Source organism: Nocardioides nanhaiensis, from assembly GCF_039542785.1.
GTDB classification, from domain to species: Bacteria; Actinomycetota; Actinomycetes; order Propionibacteriales; family Nocardioidaceae; genus Nocardioides; species Nocardioides nanhaiensis.
Genome location: NZ_BAABIM010000002.1, coordinates 212,621 through 230,961, shown reverse-complemented (window position 1 = coordinate 230,961; position 18,341 = coordinate 212,621). Strand labels below are relative to the sequence as shown.

The 18,341-nt window shown below is 74.0% G+C and carries 14 protein-coding genes and 1 pseudogene; 9 read left to right on the top strand and 6 right to left on the bottom strand.

Going from position 1 to position 18,341, the window contains the following annotated elements; all coding sequences use genetic code 11:
* The first annotated feature begins 9 nt into the window (after positions 1 to 9).
* The 3 genes from ilvD to ABD948_RS09245 all read left to right on the top strand — a co-directional run bounded on the left by ilvD (position 10) and on the right by ABD948_RS09245 (position 3,855).
* Positions 10 to 1,695: a dihydroxy-acid dehydratase gene (ilvD, locus tag ABD948_RS09255; RefSeq protein ID WP_345265006.1), complete on the top strand. Its 1,686-nt coding sequence runs from the start codon at positions 10 to 12 to the stop codon at positions 1,693 to 1,695.
* 11 nt (positions 1,696 to 1,706) lie between these two features.
* Positions 1,707 to 2,693 carry a hypothetical protein gene (locus ABD948_RS09250; protein ID WP_345265004.1) on the top strand — a complete coding sequence of 329 codons (987 nt, stop codon included), beginning with the start codon at positions 1,707 to 1,709 and terminating at the stop codon, positions 2,691 to 2,693.
* 142 nt (positions 2,694 to 2,835) lie between these two features.
* Entirely contained in the window at positions 2,836 to 3,855 is a 1,020-nt protein-coding gene (locus tag ABD948_RS09245) for a S66 family peptidase (RefSeq protein ID WP_345265002.1), read from the top strand.
* Between the two features lie 15 nt (positions 3,856 to 3,870).
* On the opposite strand, the gene ABD948_RS09240 is transcribed toward ABD948_RS09245, so the two are convergent.
* Positions 3,871 to 5,436 carry an acyl-CoA carboxylase subunit beta gene (locus ABD948_RS09240; RefSeq protein WP_345265000.1) on the bottom strand — a complete coding sequence of 522 codons (1,566 nt, stop codon included), beginning with the start codon at positions 5,434 to 5,436 and terminating at the stop codon, positions 3,871 to 3,873.
* Positions 5,437 to 5,568: 132 nt separating this feature from the next.
* On the opposite strand from ABD948_RS09240, the gene ABD948_RS09235 reads away from it, so the two are divergent.
* The gene (locus ABD948_RS09235; protein WP_345264998.1) at positions 5,569 to 6,396 is read left to right on the top strand and encodes a hypothetical protein; all 828 of its coding nucleotides are present in this window, start codon (positions 5,569 to 5,571) and stop codon (positions 6,394 to 6,396) included.
* Between the two features lie 154 nt (positions 6,397 to 6,550).
* Here ABD948_RS09235 and ABD948_RS09230 read toward each other — a convergent pair whose 3' ends face one another.
* Positions 6,551 to 7,768 carry a GNAT family N-acetyltransferase gene (locus ABD948_RS09230; RefSeq protein ID WP_345264996.1) on the bottom strand — a complete coding sequence of 406 codons (1,218 nt, stop codon included), beginning with the start codon at positions 7,766 to 7,768 and terminating at the stop codon, positions 6,551 to 6,553.
* 35 nt (positions 7,769 to 7,803) lie between these two features.
* On the opposite strand from ABD948_RS09230, the gene ABD948_RS09225 reads away from it, so the two are divergent.
* Entirely contained in the window at positions 7,804 to 9,045 is a 1,242-nt protein-coding gene (locus tag ABD948_RS09225) for a kynureninase (RefSeq protein WP_345264994.1), read from the top strand.
* On the opposite strand, the gene ABD948_RS09220 is transcribed toward ABD948_RS09225, so the two are convergent.
* From ABD948_RS09220 to ABD948_RS09210, 3 genes are read right to left on the bottom strand one after another with little or no spacing between them, the layout of a single operon-like run.
* Positions 9,042 to 10,403 (bottom strand): threonine/serine exporter family protein, encoded by a 1,362-nt coding sequence (locus ABD948_RS09220; RefSeq protein WP_345264992.1) that lies wholly within the window; start codon positions 10,401 to 10,403, stop codon positions 9,042 to 9,044. The two genes, ABD948_RS09225 and ABD948_RS09220, sit on opposite strands and share 4 nt — an antisense overlap.
* A 12-nt stretch (positions 10,404 to 10,415) precedes the next feature.
* Positions 10,416 to 10,766, bottom strand: a complete 351-nt coding sequence (locus ABD948_RS09215; protein ID WP_345264990.1) for a UBP-type zinc finger domain-containing protein — start codon at positions 10,764 to 10,766, stop codon at positions 10,416 to 10,418.
* Between the two features lie 4 nt (positions 10,767 to 10,770).
* Positions 10,771 to 11,442 (bottom strand): Pr6Pr family membrane protein, encoded by a 672-nt coding sequence (locus ABD948_RS09210; protein ID WP_345264988.1) that lies wholly within the window; start codon positions 11,440 to 11,442, stop codon positions 10,771 to 10,773.
* An 80-nt stretch (positions 11,443 to 11,522) separates the two neighbouring features.
* Here ABD948_RS09210 and ABD948_RS09205 point away from each other — a divergent pair, with 80 nt between their 5' ends.
* Positions 11,523 to 12,326 (top strand): 4a-hydroxytetrahydrobiopterin dehydratase, encoded by an 804-nt coding sequence (locus tag ABD948_RS09205; protein ID WP_345264986.1) that lies wholly within the window; start codon positions 11,523 to 11,525, stop codon positions 12,324 to 12,326.
* Entirely contained in the window at positions 12,323 to 13,561 is a 1,239-nt protein-coding gene (locus tag ABD948_RS09200; protein WP_345264984.1) for an FAD-binding domain-containing protein, read from the top strand. The genes ABD948_RS09205 and ABD948_RS09200 overlap by 4 nt, the downstream gene beginning before the upstream one ends.
* Here the strand turns inward: ABD948_RS09200 and ABD948_RS09195 are convergent.
* Positions 13,530 to 15,764, bottom strand: a complete 2,235-nt coding sequence (locus tag ABD948_RS09195; protein ID WP_345264982.1) for a molybdopterin-containing oxidoreductase family protein — start codon at positions 15,762 to 15,764, stop codon at positions 13,530 to 13,532. The genes ABD948_RS09200 and ABD948_RS09195 overlap by 32 nt on opposite strands.
* A 240-nt stretch (positions 15,765 to 16,004) precedes the next feature.
* Here ABD948_RS09195 and ABD948_RS09190 point away from each other — a divergent pair.
* Both ABD948_RS09190 and ilvN read left to right on the top strand, forming a co-directional pair.
* Positions 16,005 to 17,792 (top strand): annotated as a pseudogene (locus tag ABD948_RS09190) (acetolactate synthase large subunit); the annotation flags it as partial.
* Positions 17,789 to 18,340, top strand: a complete 552-nt coding sequence (gene ilvN / locus ABD948_RS09185; protein WP_345264978.1) for an acetolactate synthase small subunit — start codon at positions 17,789 to 17,791, stop codon at positions 18,338 to 18,340. The pseudogene ABD948_RS09190 and the gene ilvN, both read left to right, overlap by 4 nt.
* Position 18,341 lies beyond the last annotated feature (1 nt).

Here is an 18,341-nt window from a genome sequence, read left to right as displayed (position 1 = left end):
CTTGCCGGTATGACGCACGCCTCGCCCACGCCCGACATCAAGCCCCGCTCGCGCGACGTCACCGACGGGCTCGAGCGCGCCGCGGCCCGCGGCATGCTGCGCGCCGTGGGCATGGGCGACGAGGACTTCGCCAAGCCGCAGATCGGCGTCGCCTCCTCGTGGAACGAGATCACCCCCTGCAACCTCTCGCTCCAGCGGCTCGCCCAGGCGGTCAAGCACGGCGTGCACGCCGCCGGCGGCTATCCGCTGGAGTTCGGCACCATCTCGGTCTCCGACGGCATCTCCATGGGCCACGAGGGGATGCACTTCTCCCTGGTCAGCCGCGAGGTCATCGCGGACTCCGTCGAGACGGTGATGATGGCCGAGCGCCTCGACGGCTCGGTGCTGCTGGCCGGCTGCGACAAGTCGCTGCCGGGCATGCTGATGGCCGCCGCCCGCCTCGACCTCGCCGCGGTGTTCCTCTACGCCGGCTCGACGATGCCCGGGCAGGTCGACGGCCAGGACGTCACGATCATCGACGCCTTCGAGGCCGTCGGCGCCTGCCTGGCGGGCAAGATCAGCCGCGAGCAGGTCGACAAGATCGAGCGCGCCATCTGCCCCGGCGAGGGCGCCTGCGGCGGCATGTACACCGCCAACACGATGGCCTCGGTGGCCGAGGCGATGGGCATGAGCCTGCCCGGCTCGGCCGCGCCGCCGGCGGTCGACCGGCGTCGCGACGGCTACGCGCACAAGTCCGGCGAGGCCGTCGTCGAGATGCTGCGCCGCGGCATCACCGCGCGCCAGATCATGACCAAGGAGGCCTTCGAGAACGCGATCACCGTGGTGATGGCGCTCGGCGGCTCCACCAACGCCGTGCTGCACCTGCTCGCGATCGCCCGCGAGGCCGAGGTCGACCTGACACTCGACGACTTCAACCGGATCGGCGACAAGGTGCCGCACCTGGGCGACCTCAAGCCCTTCGGCCGCTACGTGATGAACGACGTCGACAAGGTCGGCGGCATCCCCATGGTGATGAAGGCGCTGCTCGAGGCCGGTCTGATGCACGGCGACTGCCTCACCGTCACCGGCAGGACGATGGCCGAGAACCTCGCCGAGATCGCGCCGCCGCCGCTCGACGACGACGTCATCCGCAGCCTCGACCGGCCCATCCACGCCACCGGCGGCCTCACCATCCTCAAGGGCTCCCTGGCCCCCGAGGGCGCGGTGGTCAAGAGCGCCGGGTTCGACGAGTCCGTCTTCAGCGGCACCGCGCGGGTCTTCGACGGCGAGCGCGCCGCCATGGACGCGCTGGCCGCGGGCGGCATCACCGCGGGCGACGTCGTCGTCATCCGCTACGAGGGCCCCAAGGGCGGCCCCGGCATGCGCGAGATGCTGGCCATCACCGGCGCGATCAAGGGCGCCGGGCTCGGCAAGGACGTCCTGCTGCTCACCGACGGTCGCTTCTCCGGCGGCACGACCGGCCTGTGCGTCGGGCACGTGGCGCCCGAGGCCGTCGACGGCGGTCCGATCGCGTTCGTCCGCGACGGCGACCCGATCACCCTCGACGTCCTCAACCGCACCCTCGAGGTCGAGATGCCCGACCTCGAGGAGCGCAAGGTCGGCTGGGAGCCCAACCCGCCCAAGTACACCCGCGGGGTGCTCGGCAAGTACGCCAAGGTCGTGCAGTCCGCGGCGCACGGCGCCGTCACCAACTAGCGGGGCTCCCGGTGGCCACCGACCGCTCGCGCGCGGTGCTCGGCGCCGCCGCGCTGGCGCTGGTGGTGCTGCTCGGCGTCGCGGTGCTCACGCGCGTGCTCGACGGCGACGGCGAGGACGGCGGCGGCGAGCCGGCTGCCCGGCCGGGAGTGTCCGAGGCGACGTCGAGCACGGACCGGGGTGCCGCGTCCCCACCGGGCGCGCGCCGGGTGCTGCGGCTGCCCTCGGGCGGCCAGCACCACTTCACCAAGAACCGCTTCCTGGTGGCCTACTACGGCACCGCGGGCACCGACGCCCTCGGAGTGCTGGGCGAGGGCACGCCGGCCCGGGTGCACCCGCGCCTGCTGCGGGCCGCGCGCGACTTCGCCGGCCCGGACCGGCCGGTGCAGCCGGTCTACGAGCTGATCGTCACGGTCGCCGACGCCACGCCCGGTCGCGACGGCGACTACTCCCACGACATCGCGCGTGCGTCGGTGCAGCGCTACATCGACGCCGCCCACCGCCACGGCGCGCTGCTGCTGCTCGACATCCAGCCCGGTCGCAGCGACTTCCTCACGGTGGCCAAGCGCTGGAAGTGGGCGTTGCAGGACCCCTACGTGGGGCTCGCGCTCGACCCCGAGTGGCGCATGGGCCCGCGCGAGGTACCGGGGCGCACCATCGGCTCGGTCGACGCCACCGAGGTCAACGAGGTCAGCAGCTGGCTGTCCGGCGTCGTGGAGCGCCAGCAGTTGCCCGAGAAGCTGCTGGTGGTGCACCAGTTCCGCACCGACATGCTCACCCGTCCGCGGCTGGTCAAGCAGCGCGAGGGCCTGGCGCTGGTGCAGCACGTCGACGGCTTCGGCACCCCCGGCCAGAAGCGCGCGACCTACGGCACCGTCGCCCGCCCCGGCACCTTCACGATGGGCTTCAAACTGTTCTACGACGAGGACAGGCCGCGGATGAGCGCCCGCGACGTGCTGGCGCTCGATCCACAGGTCCGTTTCGTCAGCTTCCAATGAGCGCGCAGGTGCCGTGCGAGGAACGAGCACCGCGCCGTGGCGCGCGAAGGTTGAGCAAGCCCCGCGGGTGAGCCCGAGAACCCGCGACGGGCGCGCCGAAACCCGGTGACCGTGGGCAGGGGCGCCGTGCGAGGCTGCCGGCATGGTGATCCGCTACCCCGCCCCGCTGCGCCCCGGCGACACGATCGGGGTGACTGCGACCTCGAGCGGCGTGGCGGACGCGCTGCGACCCCGGCTCGACCACAACGTCCGGTGGCTGCGCGAGCGCGGGTACGCCGTGCGGGTGGGGGAGTGCCTGCGCGACGACACGGTGGTCTCGGCGCCCAAGGCGCAGCGGGCCGCCGAGCTGATGGGCATGCTGCGCGACCCCGAGGTCCGTGCGGTCGTGCCGCCGTGGGGTGGCGAGCTCGGCATCGACCTGCTCGACCAGCTGGACTGGGAGGAGCTCGCGACGCTCGACCCCACCTGGTTCGTGGGCTTCTCCGACGGGTGCTCGGTGCTGCTGCCGCTCACGACCCGGCTGGGCTGGGCCGCGATCCACGGCACCAACCTGATGGACACCGCCTTCCGCCAGCCGGAGGGGCTCCTGCACTGGACCGACCTCGCCTCGTCTGCCGGGCCCTTCACCCAGACGAGCCCCGGTCGGGTGCGGGTGGGCTCCTGGGACGACTACGAGGCGGACCCCGGCGTGGAGGAGCTCACGTTGCCCGACGCCGGTGCGTGGGAGGTCGTCGGCGGCGGTGGCGTCGACGTCGTCGGGCGGCTGGTCGGTGGGTGCGTCGAGATCGTCTCGGTGCTGGCCGCCACTCCCTTCGGCGACGTGCCCGCGTGGGCTCGCTCCGAGTCGGCCGAGGGCACGATCGTCATGCTCGAGGTGGCCGAGTCGGACCCGTTCACCGTCGGGAGAGCACTGCACTCGTTGCGTCTGGCCGGTTGGTTCGACGAGGCCGAGGCGGTGCTCGTGGGCCGCACGCCCGCGCCCGACGACACGCGGATGACCCAGCGCGAGGCGGTGCTCGACGCGCTCGGCGGGCTCGACGTGCCGCTCGTGCTCGGCGTCGACATCGGCCACACCCAGCCCTCGATGCCGCTCGTCACCGGCGCTGTCACGCATGTGGTGGTCGGCGGGGGTTCGGCCAGGGTGACGCAGGAGCTGGTCTGAGCGGGTGCTGCCCGGCTACCAGGTGTCGACCGGCAGCCCGCTGCCGGTGAGCCGACCGCCCGCGTCGGCGGCGTCGAGCACCCGGGCCACGAGCCCGCGGGTCTCGGCGGGGTCGACGACGTCGTCGATCTCGAAGACGCGGGCCACCTCCAGCGCGGTGGAGGAGGCCTGGGCGTAGGCGGTCAGCTCGCGCACGGTGCGCTCGCGCTCCTCGTCGTCGGCGATCGCCTCCAGCTCGCGACGCATCGAGAGCCGGACGGCGCCCTCCAGGCCCATGGCACCGAGGTGCGCGCCGGGCCACGCGAGGGTCAGCACCGGCTCGTGCGTGCTGCCGCCGAGCATGGCCTGCGCGCCGAGCCCGTAGCCGCGGCGCAGCACCACGCCCACCAGCGGCACGCCCAGCCGCGCCCCGGCCACCAGCAGCCGCGAGGTGTGGCGCACCAGACCGGTGCGCTCGGCGTCGGGGCCGACCATCATGCCGGGGGTGTCGACGAGCGAGACGACGCCGAACCCGAACGCGTCGCACAGCTGCAGGAAGCGCGCCGCCTTGTCGCCGGCGTCGGCGGTGATGGCGCCCGCCAGGTGCCGCGTGTCGTTGGCCAGGAAGCCCACGGTGCGCCCCTCGACGCGACCCAGCGCCGTCAGCAGCTCCGGCGCGAAGCCCGGGCGCAGCACGGTCAGGGTGCCCTCGTCGGCGATCGTCTCCACGATCGCCTCGACGTCGTAGGAGGTGCGCTCGCCCTCCGGCACCGCGTCGCGCAGGGGTGCCTGGTCGGCGGCACTCCAGGAGTCGTCGCGGCCGAGGAAGTAGCCGATCAGCGCCCGGGCGGCGTCGACGGCGTCCTCGTCGTCGACCGCCACGTCGACCACGCCGTTCGCGGTCATCACCTCCAGCGGACCGACCGCCTCGGCCGCCACCTCGCCCAGCCCGCCGCCGGCGATCATCGCCGGCCCACCCATGCCCAGGGAGGCACGCGGCGTGGCCACCACCAGGTCGGCGCACCCCGCGATCACGGCGTTGCCGGCGAAGCAGTTGTCGTCGACGACGGCGATCCGCGGCACCCGGCCCGAGAGCCGCGCCCAGGCCGCGAACGTCGTCACGTCGAGCGCCGAGACCAGCGGGATGTCGGTGTCACCCGGCCGTCCGCCGCCACCGGCGGCGAAGAAGACCGTGGGCAGCCGCAGCCGCTCGATCACGTCGAGCAGCCGGTCGGTCTTGCGGTGCCCCCGCATGCCCTGGGTGCCCGCCATGACCAGGTAGTCGTAGGAGAGCACCGCCACCTGGTGCCCCTCGATCGTGGCCAGCCCACCCACGATGCCGTCGGCCACCGTGCGGTCGAGCAGGTCGTCGCGCTCGCGCTTGTCGCTCTGCGCGGCGGTCACGAAGCGCCCGTACTCCACGAAGCTGCCCTCGTCCACCAGCGCCCCGACCTTCTCCCGCGCCGAGGTGCCGCCCCGTGCGTGCTGCCGCGCCACCGCCTCCGGCCGTGCGGCGTCCTGCGTCAGCGCCCGCCGGGCCAGCACCTCCAGCAGGTCGGCGCGGATGGGTGGGGTGGAAGCGTCAGCGGGCTGGTCGGGCACGGTCGCGAGTGTAAGGAGACGGCACCTGTGGAGAGCCGGTTGCCGCGACGTCGAGACGACAGGCGTCTGTCGGACATGTCCGTGCCGGTGGTGGAGCACCTCGAGCGTCTGGGTGGTGTGGCGCGGCGCGGCATGCTGCTCGACCTGGTGGAGCGCTCGGACCTCGAGCGTGCGGTGCGGGTGGGAGACGTCGTCCGCGACGCACGAGGCCGATACGCCCTCACTGGAGCCGACGCGGCTGTCCGGACCGCCGCCTCGCTGGACGGTGTCGTCGGCATGACGGACGCCGCGCTGCACCACGGCTGGGCGGTGAAGGTGGTTCCGCGGGTCCCGCACGTGGTGCTGAGCCGTGGTCGGGAGAGCGGCGGTCGTCAGGCCGTGGTCCACCGGGCGGAGCTGCAACCCGAGGAGATCGACGGTCACTGGACCTCCGAGGAGCGGACCCTGGCGGACTGCCTGCGAAGGCTTCCCTTCGACGAGGCGCTGTGCGTCGCCGACTCGGCTCGTCGCGAGGGGGTGGGACAGGCCGTGCTCGAACGGTTGGCCGAGCGGGCCCGGGGGCCGGGATCCCGCCAGGTCAAGCGGGTGGCAGCGCTCTGCACGCCGCTGGCGGCGAACCCCTTCGAGTCGGTGGCCCGGGCGATCGCCTTCGACGTGCCCGGGCTCGACCTACGCCCCCAGGTGGTGCTCGAAGGGCTCGGCCACCGCGCCGACCTGGTGGACGAACACCTGCGACTCGTCGTCGAGTGCGACTCGTTCGCGTGGCATGGCAGGCGCTACGCCCTCGAGCGGGATGCGCGCCGCTACAACGAGATGGTGGTCGGCGGGTGGGTGGTACTGCGACTGGTGCATCTCGACGTGATGCTGCACCCCCAGGTGGTCCGCTCCACGCTCATCGGTGCCGTGGCACACGCCGAACTCATGAACAAAGGGCTCGCTGCGCTGCGTCGTGCCGCCTGAGGACTCCGTCGTGACGGCCGTTTGTTCATAGGTTCGGCGGGAAGCCCGCTGGCGGGTTTCGACTCGCCGCCGCGGCTTCGCGGGCTCAACCGCGCCGCTCGCTCAACCTGCCGCAGCGACGCCGTCACCTCCTTCGTCGGTGACGACTGCTGCGTCAGAAGTAGTCGCGCACGTGCAGCTGGGCACCCGCGGTGAGGGCGTCGAGCAGCTCGTCGCCGTCGGTAGGGCCGGTGAGGTGGCCGAGCCGGCGCAGGGTGGCGCAGCTCTGGGCGCCCGCCCACCACAGCGCCACCCCCTGAGGAGTGAGGGTGGGGGCGTCCTCGGGTGGGGACACCCGCTCGCAGGTGGCGGGTGCACCGGACTCCACGGCGAGCCGGTAGCCACCGTCGAGCACGCCCAGCCGGTCGCCGGCCACCCGCAGCGTCACCCCACCGGCGCCGCCGAGTGGCAGCGTCAACTGCCGGGCCTCCACCGCCCCCACGAGGTCGAGCACGCGCAGCATGTAGGGCCGGCGGTCCACGGGCTGCCAGGTGACGCCGGGCAGCACCAGGCGGGCCTCGTCGGCGCCGGAGGTCCACAGGCGCACGGTGCCGGCCACGGTGGCGAAGGACCCGAGCACCGCCCACAGCGCGCGGTAGGCCTCGGGGGTGGTGGCCAGCAGGTCGCGCGCGGTGAGCCGGGCGGTGGCCGGGTCGTAGCCTTCGCCCCGGTCCCAGCGCACGCAGCCCAGCACGCGACCCCCGGCGTCGACGGCGAGGGTGGTGCCTGTGTGGTCCGCGATCGCCTCCTCGGCGGCCTCCTCGTACAGCGGACCGGTGCGCGTCAGCGGGCCGTGCTGCTCGCGCGCCCAGCCGGTGTACAGCTCGCGCAGTGCCGGCACGTCGTCCGGCGTCGCGCGGCGGGTGCTCACCCCGACGCCGGGCCGCACCGCCGCCAGCGCCGCAGTGGGCAGGTCGACGGCGTCGAGCGTGGCGACCAGCTCGTAGCCCAGGCCGCGGTAGATGCCGGGGGCGGTCGGGTAGAGCGTCGAGACCACCTCGCCGCGCTCGAGGGCCTCGGCCAGCACCCGCTCGAACACCCCGCGCAGCAGACCCTCGCCGCGGTGCTCGGCCGCCACCGCCACCGAGGCGATGCCGGTGGTGCCCACCGCCTGCCCGCCCCACCACGAGGCGCACGCACGGCCGACCACCTGCGCCAGCACCCGGCCGCCCTCGACGACGCCCCACCGGTGCAGGCCGGGAGGCTGAGAGACGGGCGGGGCCAGCGCCGACGAGCCGGGCGGCCTGGCGCCGAAGGCCTCCTCGCCGAGGGCCAGCCACGACGCGCGGTCCTCCAGGGTCAGCCGGCGCGCGATGCGATCAGTGTGGTCCACAGCGAGCACGGTAGGGCGTGCGGTAGACAGGCGCCGTGACCAGCCCGACCAGCCCGACCAGCCCGACCAGCCCCTTCGCCGAGCTCGACGCCGCCGACCCGCTCGCCCACCACCGCGACGCCTACGTGGGCGCCGAGACCCCGCTGGTCTACTTCGACGGCAACTCGCTGGGCCGCCCGCTGCGTGCGACCGCGGCGCGGATGGCCGCCTTCGTGGAGCAGGAGTGGGGCGGGCGGCTGATCCGCGGGTGGGACGAGTCGTGGTTCGAGCTGCCGCTGACCGTGGGTGACCGGCTGGCGCAGGTGGCGCTGGGCGCCCCCGCAGGCACCGTCGCCGTCGGCGACTCGACCACCGTGCTGCTCTACAAGCTGCTGCGTGCCGGCGTCGCGCTGCGGCCCGGGCGGCGCGAGGTCGTCGTCGACACCGACAACTTCCCGACCGACCGCTACGTGGCCGAGGGGGTTGCGCGCGAGCTCGGGCTGGAGCTGCGCTGGGTCGAGACCGACCCGACCACGGGCATCACCCCCGAGCAGGTCGCGGCCGTGCTCGGCCCGCAGACGGCGGTGGTGCTGCTCAGCCACGTGGCCTACCGCTCGGCCTGGATCGCCGACGTCGCCGGCATCACCGCGCTCGCGCACGAGGCGGGCGCCGTCGTGCTGTGGGACCTCTCGCACTCGGCGGGCTCGGTGCCGGTCGAGCTGGAGGCGTGGGACGTCGACCTCGCCACCGGCTGCACCTACAAGTACCTCGGGGGAGGGCCCGGGGCGCCGGCCTACGGCTACGTCGCCGAGCGGCACCTGGCCGCGCTGGAGCAGCCGATCACCGGCTGGATGGGCCACGCCGACCCGTTCCTGATGGGCCCCGGTCACACTCCCGACCCGGGCATCCGGCGCCTGCTCAGCGGCACCCCGCCCATCCTCGGCATGCAGCCGCTCGTGCACGCGCTCGAGCTGCTGGGCGAGGTGGGCATCGCCGCGGTGCGCGAGAAGTCGGTGGCGCTGACGACGTTCGCCGTCGAGCTGGCTGACCAGCTGCTCGCACCGCACGGCGTCGCGCTGGCCTCGCCGCGGGAGGCCGGCCGGCGCGGCGGTCACGTGACGCTCACCCACCCGGCCATGCGCGAGGTCACGGCGCGGCTGTGGCGCCGCGACGTGATCCCGGACTACCGCGACCCTCACGGCCTGCGGCTGGGCCTCGCGCCGCTCTCCACCTCCTTCGCCGAGGTGGAGGCCGGGCTGCACGCCGTCGCCGAGGTGCTCGCGGAGGTGACGGTCTAGGGAGCGTCCGGGTCGGCGCCGGGGCGCCGGCTGCGGGTCCGCGTGCGCTCGCGCAACGGGCCCACCAGGCGAGGGCCGGAGAGCCGGCCCTCGAGCCGCCGCGCCTCGCGCTTGAGCGGCTGGGCGAGGTACTCGCCCAGGATCACGCCCGCGGCGAGCGCGAGCGCCGTCGAGGCGGCCACCACGAGGGCCAGGACGCCGCGGAAGTCGCCGCTGCTCTCGGTCAGCAGCGAGAGACCGCGGTAGATCGTCAGTCCGGGGAGCAGCGGCACGATGGCCGAGACGACGACGACCAGCGGCGGTACCCGGAACCGGCCGGCGACGCCGTAGGAGACCAGGCCGATGCCGAGGGCTGCGACGCCGACCGACCAGGCGCGGGGGAAGCCGGCCAGGAGGGGTGCCTGGGAGAGCAGGGTGGCGCCGGCGGCGATCAGCCCGATGGCGGGCACCACCCGCCACGGCGCGTAGCTGGCCACGGCGAACGCGGCGGCGGCGACCCCGGCCCCCACCGCCATCAGGGTCAGGGTGTCGAGTGCCGCGGTGCGCCCCGGGACGAAGCGCCCGACCTCGATGCCGGCGATCTCGGCGACCGCCAGGCCGCCGGAGACGCCGCCGATGATGCCGGCGGTGGCCAGCATCGCCTCGAGCAGGCGCGCGGAGGAGGTCACGTAGAAGCCGGAGAGCGCGTCCTGCAGCGCCCCCATCAGGCCGATGCCCGAGAGCAGCATGACGATGTTGGCGGTGACCATCAGCGAGAGCCCGTCGGCGAGGCCGAGCGTGACGGCGCCGATCGCCATCAGCGTGGCCACCCCGCCGCCGGCCACCTGCTGGTAGAACGCGGGCAGGCGGCGGCGGCCCATCGCCAGCTGCAGCCGGTCGATCACCATCGCGGTCACCGAGGCGACCGCCACCACCAGCGGGTCGCCGCCGAGCATGATCGCGATGCCGGCGCACATCACCCCCCAGGCCACGGTGATGGCGGCGCGCGCCGTCTGGTGGCCCGAGGAGGCGATCCGGGCGGCCTCGGCCCGGGCCTCGCGCAGCGTGGTGCGGTCGGCGAGCACGTCACGCACCAGGTGGTCGACGCGCGTGAGGTCCTCGTAGTCGATGTCGCGCTGCTTGACCTGGCGCAGCATCACCACGGGCGGGTCGTCGGTGCCGGGGTCCTGCCAGCTCATCGAGAGCGAGGTGAAGGTCACGTCCAGCTCGGCGCCGCGCAGCCCGCGGTGGAAGGCGAGGGACCGCATCGTCGCCGTCACGTCGGCGGCGCCGGCGCCGTTGGACATCAGGATCTCACCCACGCGCAGGCACAGGTCGAGCGTGGGCGCGACCTCCTGGGGGTCGACGAGGGGACGCATGCCCCGATGGTGTCAGCGGTGCACGTGCTCGTTCCAGTCGGCGGGCACCCGCCCGGCGGGTCCGGGCGCCGGCTGGTCCTCGGGGCGCGAGACCGGCGGCGCGAGTGGCTGCCCGAGCACGCCCTTGTGGCGCTCGAAGTCCCAGAACCAGTCCTCGCCCGGCTCGAAGCTCGTCATCACCGGGTGGCCGCTCTCGCGCCAGTGGGCGGTGGCGTGCTGGGCGGGGGAGGAGTCGCAGCACCCCACGTGACCGCACGCGGCGCAGCGGCGCAGGTGCACCCACCAGCCGCCCACGTCGTCGCAGTCCGAGCAGCCGGTGCCGCTGGGCGGGACGCTGGGGTCGATGCCGGGCCGGGCGCTCATGGCCTCAGTGTGCCCTGCGGCGGGGGTGCCGGTCACCGGTCGCGGGCAGCCGGCGGTCGAGCACCAGCGCCACCACCAGCAGCACCCCCACCAGGAGGGTGATGGCCGCGCAGGACGCCACGACCGCGCCGACGCCGTCCTGACGCGGGTCCAGGAAGGGGTAGGGGTACCAGCCGGTGGTCGCTCCCACCGTCAGCGTGACGACGAGCCACGCGAGGGGCCACGCCAGGACACCCAGCGCCACGCCACCCGTGACCCGTGGCCGCGGCCCCAGCACGAGCCACCCGGCGAGGGCCAGCAGCGGCACCGCGCGGTGCAGCAGCACGTCGGCGAGCGCGTCGGCGCCGTCGAGGTCGAGGAGCGGCGCCAGCAGCACCAGGTGCACCAGACCCGTGACGACGATGCCCGCCGTCGAGGCCAGGCGGAGCACCCTCCACCGCGGCCCGTCGCGGTGCGGGTCGCGCACGAGCGTCCAGGCCGTCACGGCCACCAGCAGGTTGCTCTGCACGGTGAAGTAGGCGACCAGCCGGGCCAGGCGGACGGGCAGGTCGGGTGGCTCCGCCTCGTCGAGCACCCGGCCGCCCTGCACGACGAGCAGTACCTGCAGCAGCAGGGCCGCGGTCGCGACCACCGCGGTGAGCCCGTGCCACGCCCGCGCACTGCTGGTGCGGCCCATCCGGCGAGGGTAGTGGCGCGCGGCCTCGGGGGGTACCCGGTGCTCCTCGGCCACCGACAGATCGGACGCGTGCTGCTGCCATGAGCGACCAGACTGGTTCCACCCCCGGCGTCTCCAGCGAGACCACGGTCAACCCGACCGACGATCCACGCAAGACGCTCACCGGTCACGACGTCGAGGCGGCGCTGCTGAGCGACTGGCGGGTCATGTTCGACACCCTGCAGGCGCGCTTCGCGACCGGCGACTTCGCCACCGGGCTGCGGCTGGTGAACGCCATCGGCGAGGCGGCCGAGGCGGCGAACCACCACCCCGACGTCGACCTGCGCTACCCGTGGGTGCACGTGCGGCTGAGCAGCCACGACGTCGGCGGCATCACCATCCGCGACCTCGACCTCGCCCGCGAGATCACGGCCGCGGCGGGTCGGCTCGGCGCCGAGGCGCAGACCTCGGCCGTGCAGGTGCTGGAGCTGGCGCTCGACACCCACGACGCCGCCGAGATCCGCCCGTTCTGGGCCGCGCTGCTGGGGCTCTCGGTCGACGACGGCCGCCCCGACGAGGTGGTCGACACCGCCGGTCACCTGCCCGCCATCTGGTTCCAGGAGTCCGTGCGCCCCGAGGGCGGTGCGGCACCGTCGCAGACCTGGCACCTCGACGTCCGGGTGCCGCCCGAGCACGCCGAGGCACGCGTCCGGGCTGCGCTCGAGGCCGGCGGCACGATGGTCAGCGACGACCGCGCCCCCACCTTCTGGGTGCTCGCCGACGCCCAGGGCCACCAGGCCTGCGTCACCACCTGGGTGGGCCGCGCCGTCTCGCCCGACGAGCTGCCCGACCAGGCCGACACCGAGTCCGACGACGAGTCCAGCGACAAGCCCAGCGACGAGTGACGAGCCTCCCCACCCCGCCCGCCCCCTCCGAGGGTGCGAGCACCGACGACGTCGTCGCCTGGGTGAGCACCCACCTGGGCGACCTGGCTCGGGAGGGCGCCGACGGCGTCCGCCCCGGCGTGGTGCGCGGTGGCCAGGCCGCGGCCGACACCGTGCTGGCCGGGCTCGACGTCGCCGGCTACGCCCGCACCCGCAGCACGGTGCTGCCCGAGGAGCGGCGGGGCGCCACCCGCGTCTCGCCCTACGTGCGGCACGGGCTGATCCAGCTGCCCGAGTTGTGGGACGCGGTGGCCGACGCCCCGGCCCGCGACCGCGGCAAGTACCGCGACGAGCTGCTCTGGCAGGAGTACGCGCGCCACCTCTACGCCCGCGTGGGCTCGCGCCTGGCGTGGTCGCTGCGCCGCGAGCAGCCGCGACCGGACCCCTGGCCCGAGCCGCTGCGCACCGACATGGCGTGCGGCGCCTTCCTGGTCGACTCGCTCACCGAGGACGGCTGGCTGGTCAACCAGACGCGGATGTGGCTGGCCTCGCAGTGGACCGTGCGCGGCGGTGGCGAGTGGCGCGCGGGCGAGGACGCGATGTTCGCCCACCTGCTCGACGGCTCCCGCGCCGCCAACCGGCTGGGCTGGCAGTGGACCATCGGCACCGGCAGCGGCAAGCCCTACGGCTTCAGCCGCTGGCAGGTCGAGAAGCGCGCGCCCGAGCTGTGCCGGGGGTGCGTCCTGAAGGACGCCTGCCCGGTGCAGGGGTGGCCGGACGCCGAGCCCGGCCCCCAGGTGGCCGACGCCCCCGACCTGGGCAAGGGCCCGGTCCCCGGAGGTCCCGAGAACCTCCAGGGCGACGGCGGCGAGCTGGTGTGGCTGACCGCCGAGTCCCTCGGCACCGCCGACCCCGCGCTGGCCGCGGACCCCGACCGTCCGGCGGTCTTCGTCTTCGACGAGGCGCTGCTGCGCCGGCTGCGGCTCTCGGGCAAGCGGCTGGTCTTCCTGGCCGAGTGCCTGGGAGACCTGGCCGCCGAGCGCGAGCTGGAGGTGCGCCGGGGCGACGTCGTCGAGCAGGTCGCCGAGCACGCGGACGGCCGGGCGCTGGCCACCACGTACGCGCCGGTGCCCGGGTGGGGGCCGCGCGCCGAGAGGCTCGACCCGGCCGAGGTGCACCCGTGGCCGTGGCTGGTGCAGCCGCGGCCGGCCGCGGTCCGCTCGTTCAGCGCGTGGCGGAAGACCTCGGGGCGGTGACCCCTCCGCTCACGGGGGTCACCTCGACCTCGTGCGCGAGCATGATCGCCTGACCGCTCACCGGGTCCATGTGGGCCGGTCCGCCGGGCACCACGTCGTTGACGTTGACGCCGGGCAGCGCCCGCGCGCGCCGTGCGCCGCTGGTGGCGTGCCCCCAGCCGTGCGGCACCACGACCACGCCGCGGGCGACGTCGGTGGTGAGCGCGACCGGCAGCGTGACGGCGCCCGTCGCGCTGGAGACCTGCACCTGTGTGCCGTCCGCGACCCCGCGGTCGGCGGCGTCGTCGGGGTGCATCAGGGCGGTGTTGCCGGCGGGCTGGCGGATGTGGCTGTTGTTGTGCATCCAGGAGTTGTGCGAGCGGCGGTCGCGGCGACCGACCAGGCGCAGCACGCCGGGGCGGGCGAGGTCGGCCTCGGCGGCCTCGAGCCGGGCGAGGTCGGCGAGCAGGTCGGCGGGGGCCAGGTCGACCAGCCCGTCCGGGGTGGCGACGCGATGGCCCAGGAACGAGCCGGGCTCCGTGGGCGGCAGCAGCACCCCCTCGGGCTTCTGCCTGAGCTCGCGCAGCGAGGTGCGCCGGCCCCAGCGCAGCAGCACCGCGATGATCTGCTCGAGCCCCAGCTGCGGCGAGCCGGGCAGCCGGCGCAGCAGCCGGTTGAGGCGGGGGAGCGCGTGCGCGGCGGTGAGGCCGATCGGGCGCACGCCGCTGGCGAGGGCGAGGTCGGAGAAGATCTGCCACTCGTTGCGTCGCTCGCCGAGGGGCTCGACCACCGGCGGGGTCCACTGGGCGTGCGGCACCAGCTGCAGGGACTGGTGGGAGGCGGGGTAGTCGCCGCGCTCGAGCATGTCGGTGGCGGGCAGCACGTAGTCGGCGTGGTCGGCGGTCTCGTTGCGGTAGAGGTCGACGCTGACCAGCAGGTCGAGCCGGGGCAGCGCCTCGCGCAGATCCGAGCCGGGCACCGAGTGCACGGGGTTGCCTGCGGTCACGAACAGGGCCCGGACCCGGTCGGGGTGGTCGGTGGTGATCTCGTCGGCCAGGGCCGCCACCGGGAAGGCGCCGGCCACGCGGTGCCAGCGGCCGTCGGTGGTGCGGTGCTCGTCGAAGCTCCCCAGGCCCACGAGCCGGGCCAGGCGCAGCGTGTCGAAGGCGCCGCGCGGCACCAGCAGCCCGCCGCGACGGTCGAGGTTGCCGGTGAGCAGGTTGAGGGCCTGGATCAGCCAGTAGGCGAGCGACCCGAACGGGCCCATGTTCACGCCGGTGGAGCAGTAGAGCGCCGCGCCGCCCCCTCCCTGACCGGCACTGGCCGCGGCGTAGTCGGTGGCCAGCGCGCGGATGGTGGCGGCGGGGATGCCGGTGACGGCCTCGGCGCGCTCCGGCGTCCACGGCGCGGCCGCCGCGACCAGCTCCTCGACGCCGCGCGCCACGCGTCGGGCGTGCGCCAGGTCGAGCCCCTCCTCGTGGGTGAGCACGTGCAGCATCGCGGCCAGCAGGTAGGCGTCGGTGCCGGGCCGGATGGGCAGGTGCTCGCCCAGCCGCTGCGCGGTCTCGGTGCGTCGCGGGTCCACGATCACGACCCGGCCGCCGCGCTGCTCGATCCGCTGCAGCACCCCGGCGGCGTCGGCCACGGTGAGCACCGACATCTGGCTGACCAGCGGGTTGGAGCCCAGGCACACGAACATCTCGGTGTGCTCGAGGTCGGGCACCGGGTGCACCAGCGAGGCGCCGTACATCTCGGTGGAGACGTGGAACTTGGTGTTGACGTCGATCGAGTGCGAGGCGAAGACGTTGGGGGAGCCGAGCGCCTCCACGAACGCGGTCGACATCAGCGTGTGCGCGAGGGAGAAGAAGCTCGGGTTGCCCTGGTAGAGCGCCACCGAGCGGGGACCGTGCTCGCTCACCAGGTCGCGCACCCGCGCGCCGATCTCGGCGAGCGCCTGGTCCCAGCCGATCGGCACCAGCCCGCCGTCGACGCGCTTGAGGGGCGTGGCCAGCCGGTCCTCGTCGTGGTGCAGGGCGCCGAGCCCCAGGCCCTTGACGCAGCAGTAGCCCCGCGAGACCGGGTGCTCGCGGTCGGGGCTCACCTTCAGCACCCGCTCGCCGCCGGGGCTGGACGGCGTGCCCGCCACCTCCACCACCAGCCCGCAGTGCACCTCGCAGATCCGGCAGAAGGTGCGCACCTGGCGGCTCGGGCGGCTCGTCTCCACCCCCCGATCATGCCCGGATGACGTGCCGGCGTCTCCCGGATGCCGGGATGCTTGTCCCGCCATCTGGGACGGGTGGCACACTGGCCCCCGGCACCGAGGCCAGGGCGGTTACGGTGGAGCCATGCTCACGCACCTCCTCGTACTCACCTGGCGCGCCGCCTGACCCACCCGGTCCCGCGCGCGCCGCCCCTCGTTGCCTTCGGCCGAGGGGTTTTTTGTTGCCCACAGCCCCATCCAGCAGCACCCAGCAGTAAGGACACAGGCGGCATGACCGCAGAGATGACCGGCGCACAGAGCCTGATCAGGTCGCTGGAGCACGCCGGGACCGACACGATCTTCGGCATCCCCGGCGGTGCCATCCTCCCGGCCTACGACCCGCTGATGGACTCCTCCATCCGCCACATCCTGGTGCGTCACGAGCAGGGCGCCGGCCACGCCGCGCAGGGCTACGCATCGGCCACCGGGCGCGTGGGCGTGTGCATGGCCACCTCCGGGCCGGGCGCCACCAACCTGGTGACCCCGATCGCCGACGCGCACATGGACTCGGTCCCCATGGTCGCCGTCACCGGCCAGGTGGGTGCCTCGATGATCGGCACCGACGCCTTCCAGGAGGCCGACATCCGCGGCATCACGATGCCGATCTCCAAGCACAACTTCCTGGTCACCGACCCCGCCGACATCCCGCGCACCGTGGCCGAGGCCTTCCACATCGCCTCCACCGGCCGCCCCGGACCGGTGCTGGTCGACGTCGCCAAGTCGGCGCTGCAGGCCACCACCACGTTCGCCTGGCCCACCGAGCTCCACCTGCCGGGCTACCGGCCGGTCACCAAGCCGCACGCCAAGCAGATCCGTGAGGCCGCCCGACTCATGCTGGAGTCGCGCCGCCCGGTGCTCTACGTCGGCGGCGGCACCATCCGCTCCGGCGCGCACCGTGAGCTGGCCCAGCTCGCCGAGCTGACCGGCATGCCCGTCGTCACCACGCTGATGGCGCGCGGGGCCTTCCCCGACAGCCACCCCCAGCACCTGGGCATGCCCGGCATGCACGGCACCGTCGCCGCCGTCGCGGGTCTGCAGAAGAGCGACCTGATCATCAGCCTCGGTGCGCGCTTCGACGACCGGGTCACCGGCACCCTGGACTCCTTCGCGCCTGGCGCGAAGGTGATCCACGCCGACATCGACCCCGCCGAGATCGGCAAGAACCGTCACGCCGACGTGCCGATCGTGGGCGACGTCCGCGAGGTGCTGACCGAGCTGCTGGCGCTGCTGCGCAGCGAGGCCGAGGCCGGCCGCACCGGCGACTACGAGGGCTGGGCCGCCTTCCTCGCCGGCGTCAAGCAGACCTACCCGCTGGGCTACGACAAGCCGGCCGAAGGTCTCTCGCCGCAGTACGTCATCGAGCGCCTGGGCAAGATCGCCGGCCCCGAGGCCGTCTACACCTCGGGCGTGGGCCAGCACCAGATGTGGGCCGCGCACTTCATCTCCTACGAGAACCCGATGACCTGGCTCAACTCCGGCGGCCTCGGCACCATGGGCTACGCGGTCCCGGCCGCCATGGGCGCCAAGGTCGGCCGCCCCGACGCGACCGTGTGGGCCATCGACGGCGACGGCTGCTTCCAGATGACCAACCAGGAGCTGGCCACCTGCGCGATCAACGACATCCCGATCAAGGTCGCGATCATCAACAACGAGTCGCTCGGCATGGTGCGCCAGTGGCAGACGCTCTTCTACAACGAGCGCTACTCCAACACCGACCTGCACTCCAAGCGCATCCCCGACTTCGTGAAGCTGGCCGACGCCTACGGCTGCGTGGGTCTCTCCTGCGAGACCCCCGAGCAGGTCGACGCCACGATCGAGAAGGCCATGGAGATCAACGACGCACCGGTCGTCGTCGACTTCCGCGTGCACCGCGACGCCATGGTGTGGCCGATGGTCGCCGCCGGCACCAGCAACGACGAGATCAAGTACGCCCGCGACCTCGCTCCCGAGTTCGACCGGGTCGAGGACGACTGGGAGGTCCGCACGTCATGACCAGGCACACGCTCTCGGTCCTCGTCGAGGACAAGCCCGGCGTCCTGGCCCGCATCGCCGGCCTGTTCAGCCGTCGTGGCTTCAACATCGACAGCCTCGCCGTCGGCCCCACCGAGCACCCCGAGATCTCGCGGATGACGATCGTCGTCAACGTGGAGTCCAGCCCGCTCGAGCAGGTCACCAAGCAGCTCAACAAGCTGGTCGAGGTCATCAAGATCGTCGAGCTCGACACCGACGCCTCGGTGGCCCGCGAGCTGATGATGGTCAAGGTCGCCGCCACCACCGAGACGCGCGGGCAGGTGCTCGACACCGTGCAGCTCTTCCGCGCCAAGGTGGTCGACGTCGCGCCCGACGCCGTCACCATCCAGATCACCGGCAACGCCGCCAAGCTGGGCGACTTCCTGAGGGTGCTCGAGCCCTTCGGCGTCCGCGAGCTGGTGCAGTCCGGCATGGTCGCGATCGGCCGCGGCTCGCGGTCGATCTCCGAGCGCAGCCTGCGCCCGGTCACCGTGGCGGTGCCCGCGCCGCCGGCCGCGGCCGCGCAGTAAC

Coding starts and splice junctions, on each gene's coding strand:
- ilvD (WP_345265006.1), top strand. CDS start 10: ATGACGCACGCCTCGCCCACGCCCGACATCAAGCCCCGCTCGCGCGAC.
- ABD948_RS09245 (WP_345265002.1), top strand. CDS start 2,836: ATGGTGATCCGCTACCCCGCCCCGCTGCGCCCCGGCGACACGATCGGG.
- ABD948_RS09235 (WP_345264998.1), top strand. CDS start 5,569: ATGCTGCTCGACCTGGTGGAGCGCTCGGACCTCGAGCGTGCGGTGCGG.
- ABD948_RS09220 (WP_345264992.1), bottom strand. CDS start 10,403: ATGCGTCCCCTCGTCGACCCCCAGGAGGTCGCGCCCACGCTCGACCTG.
- ABD948_RS09215 (WP_345264990.1), bottom strand. CDS start 10,766: ATGAGCGCCCGGCCCGGCATCGACCCCAGCGTCCCGCCCAGCGGCACC.
- ABD948_RS09210 (WP_345264988.1), bottom strand. CDS start 11,442: ATGGGCCGCACCAGCAGTGCGCGGGCGTGGCACGGGCTCACCGCGGTG.
- ABD948_RS09205 (WP_345264986.1), top strand. CDS start 11,523: ATGAGCGACCAGACTGGTTCCACCCCCGGCGTCTCCAGCGAGACCACG.
- ilvN (WP_345264978.1), top strand. CDS start 17,789: ATGACCAGGCACACGCTCTCGGTCCTCGTCGAGGACAAGCCCGGCGTC.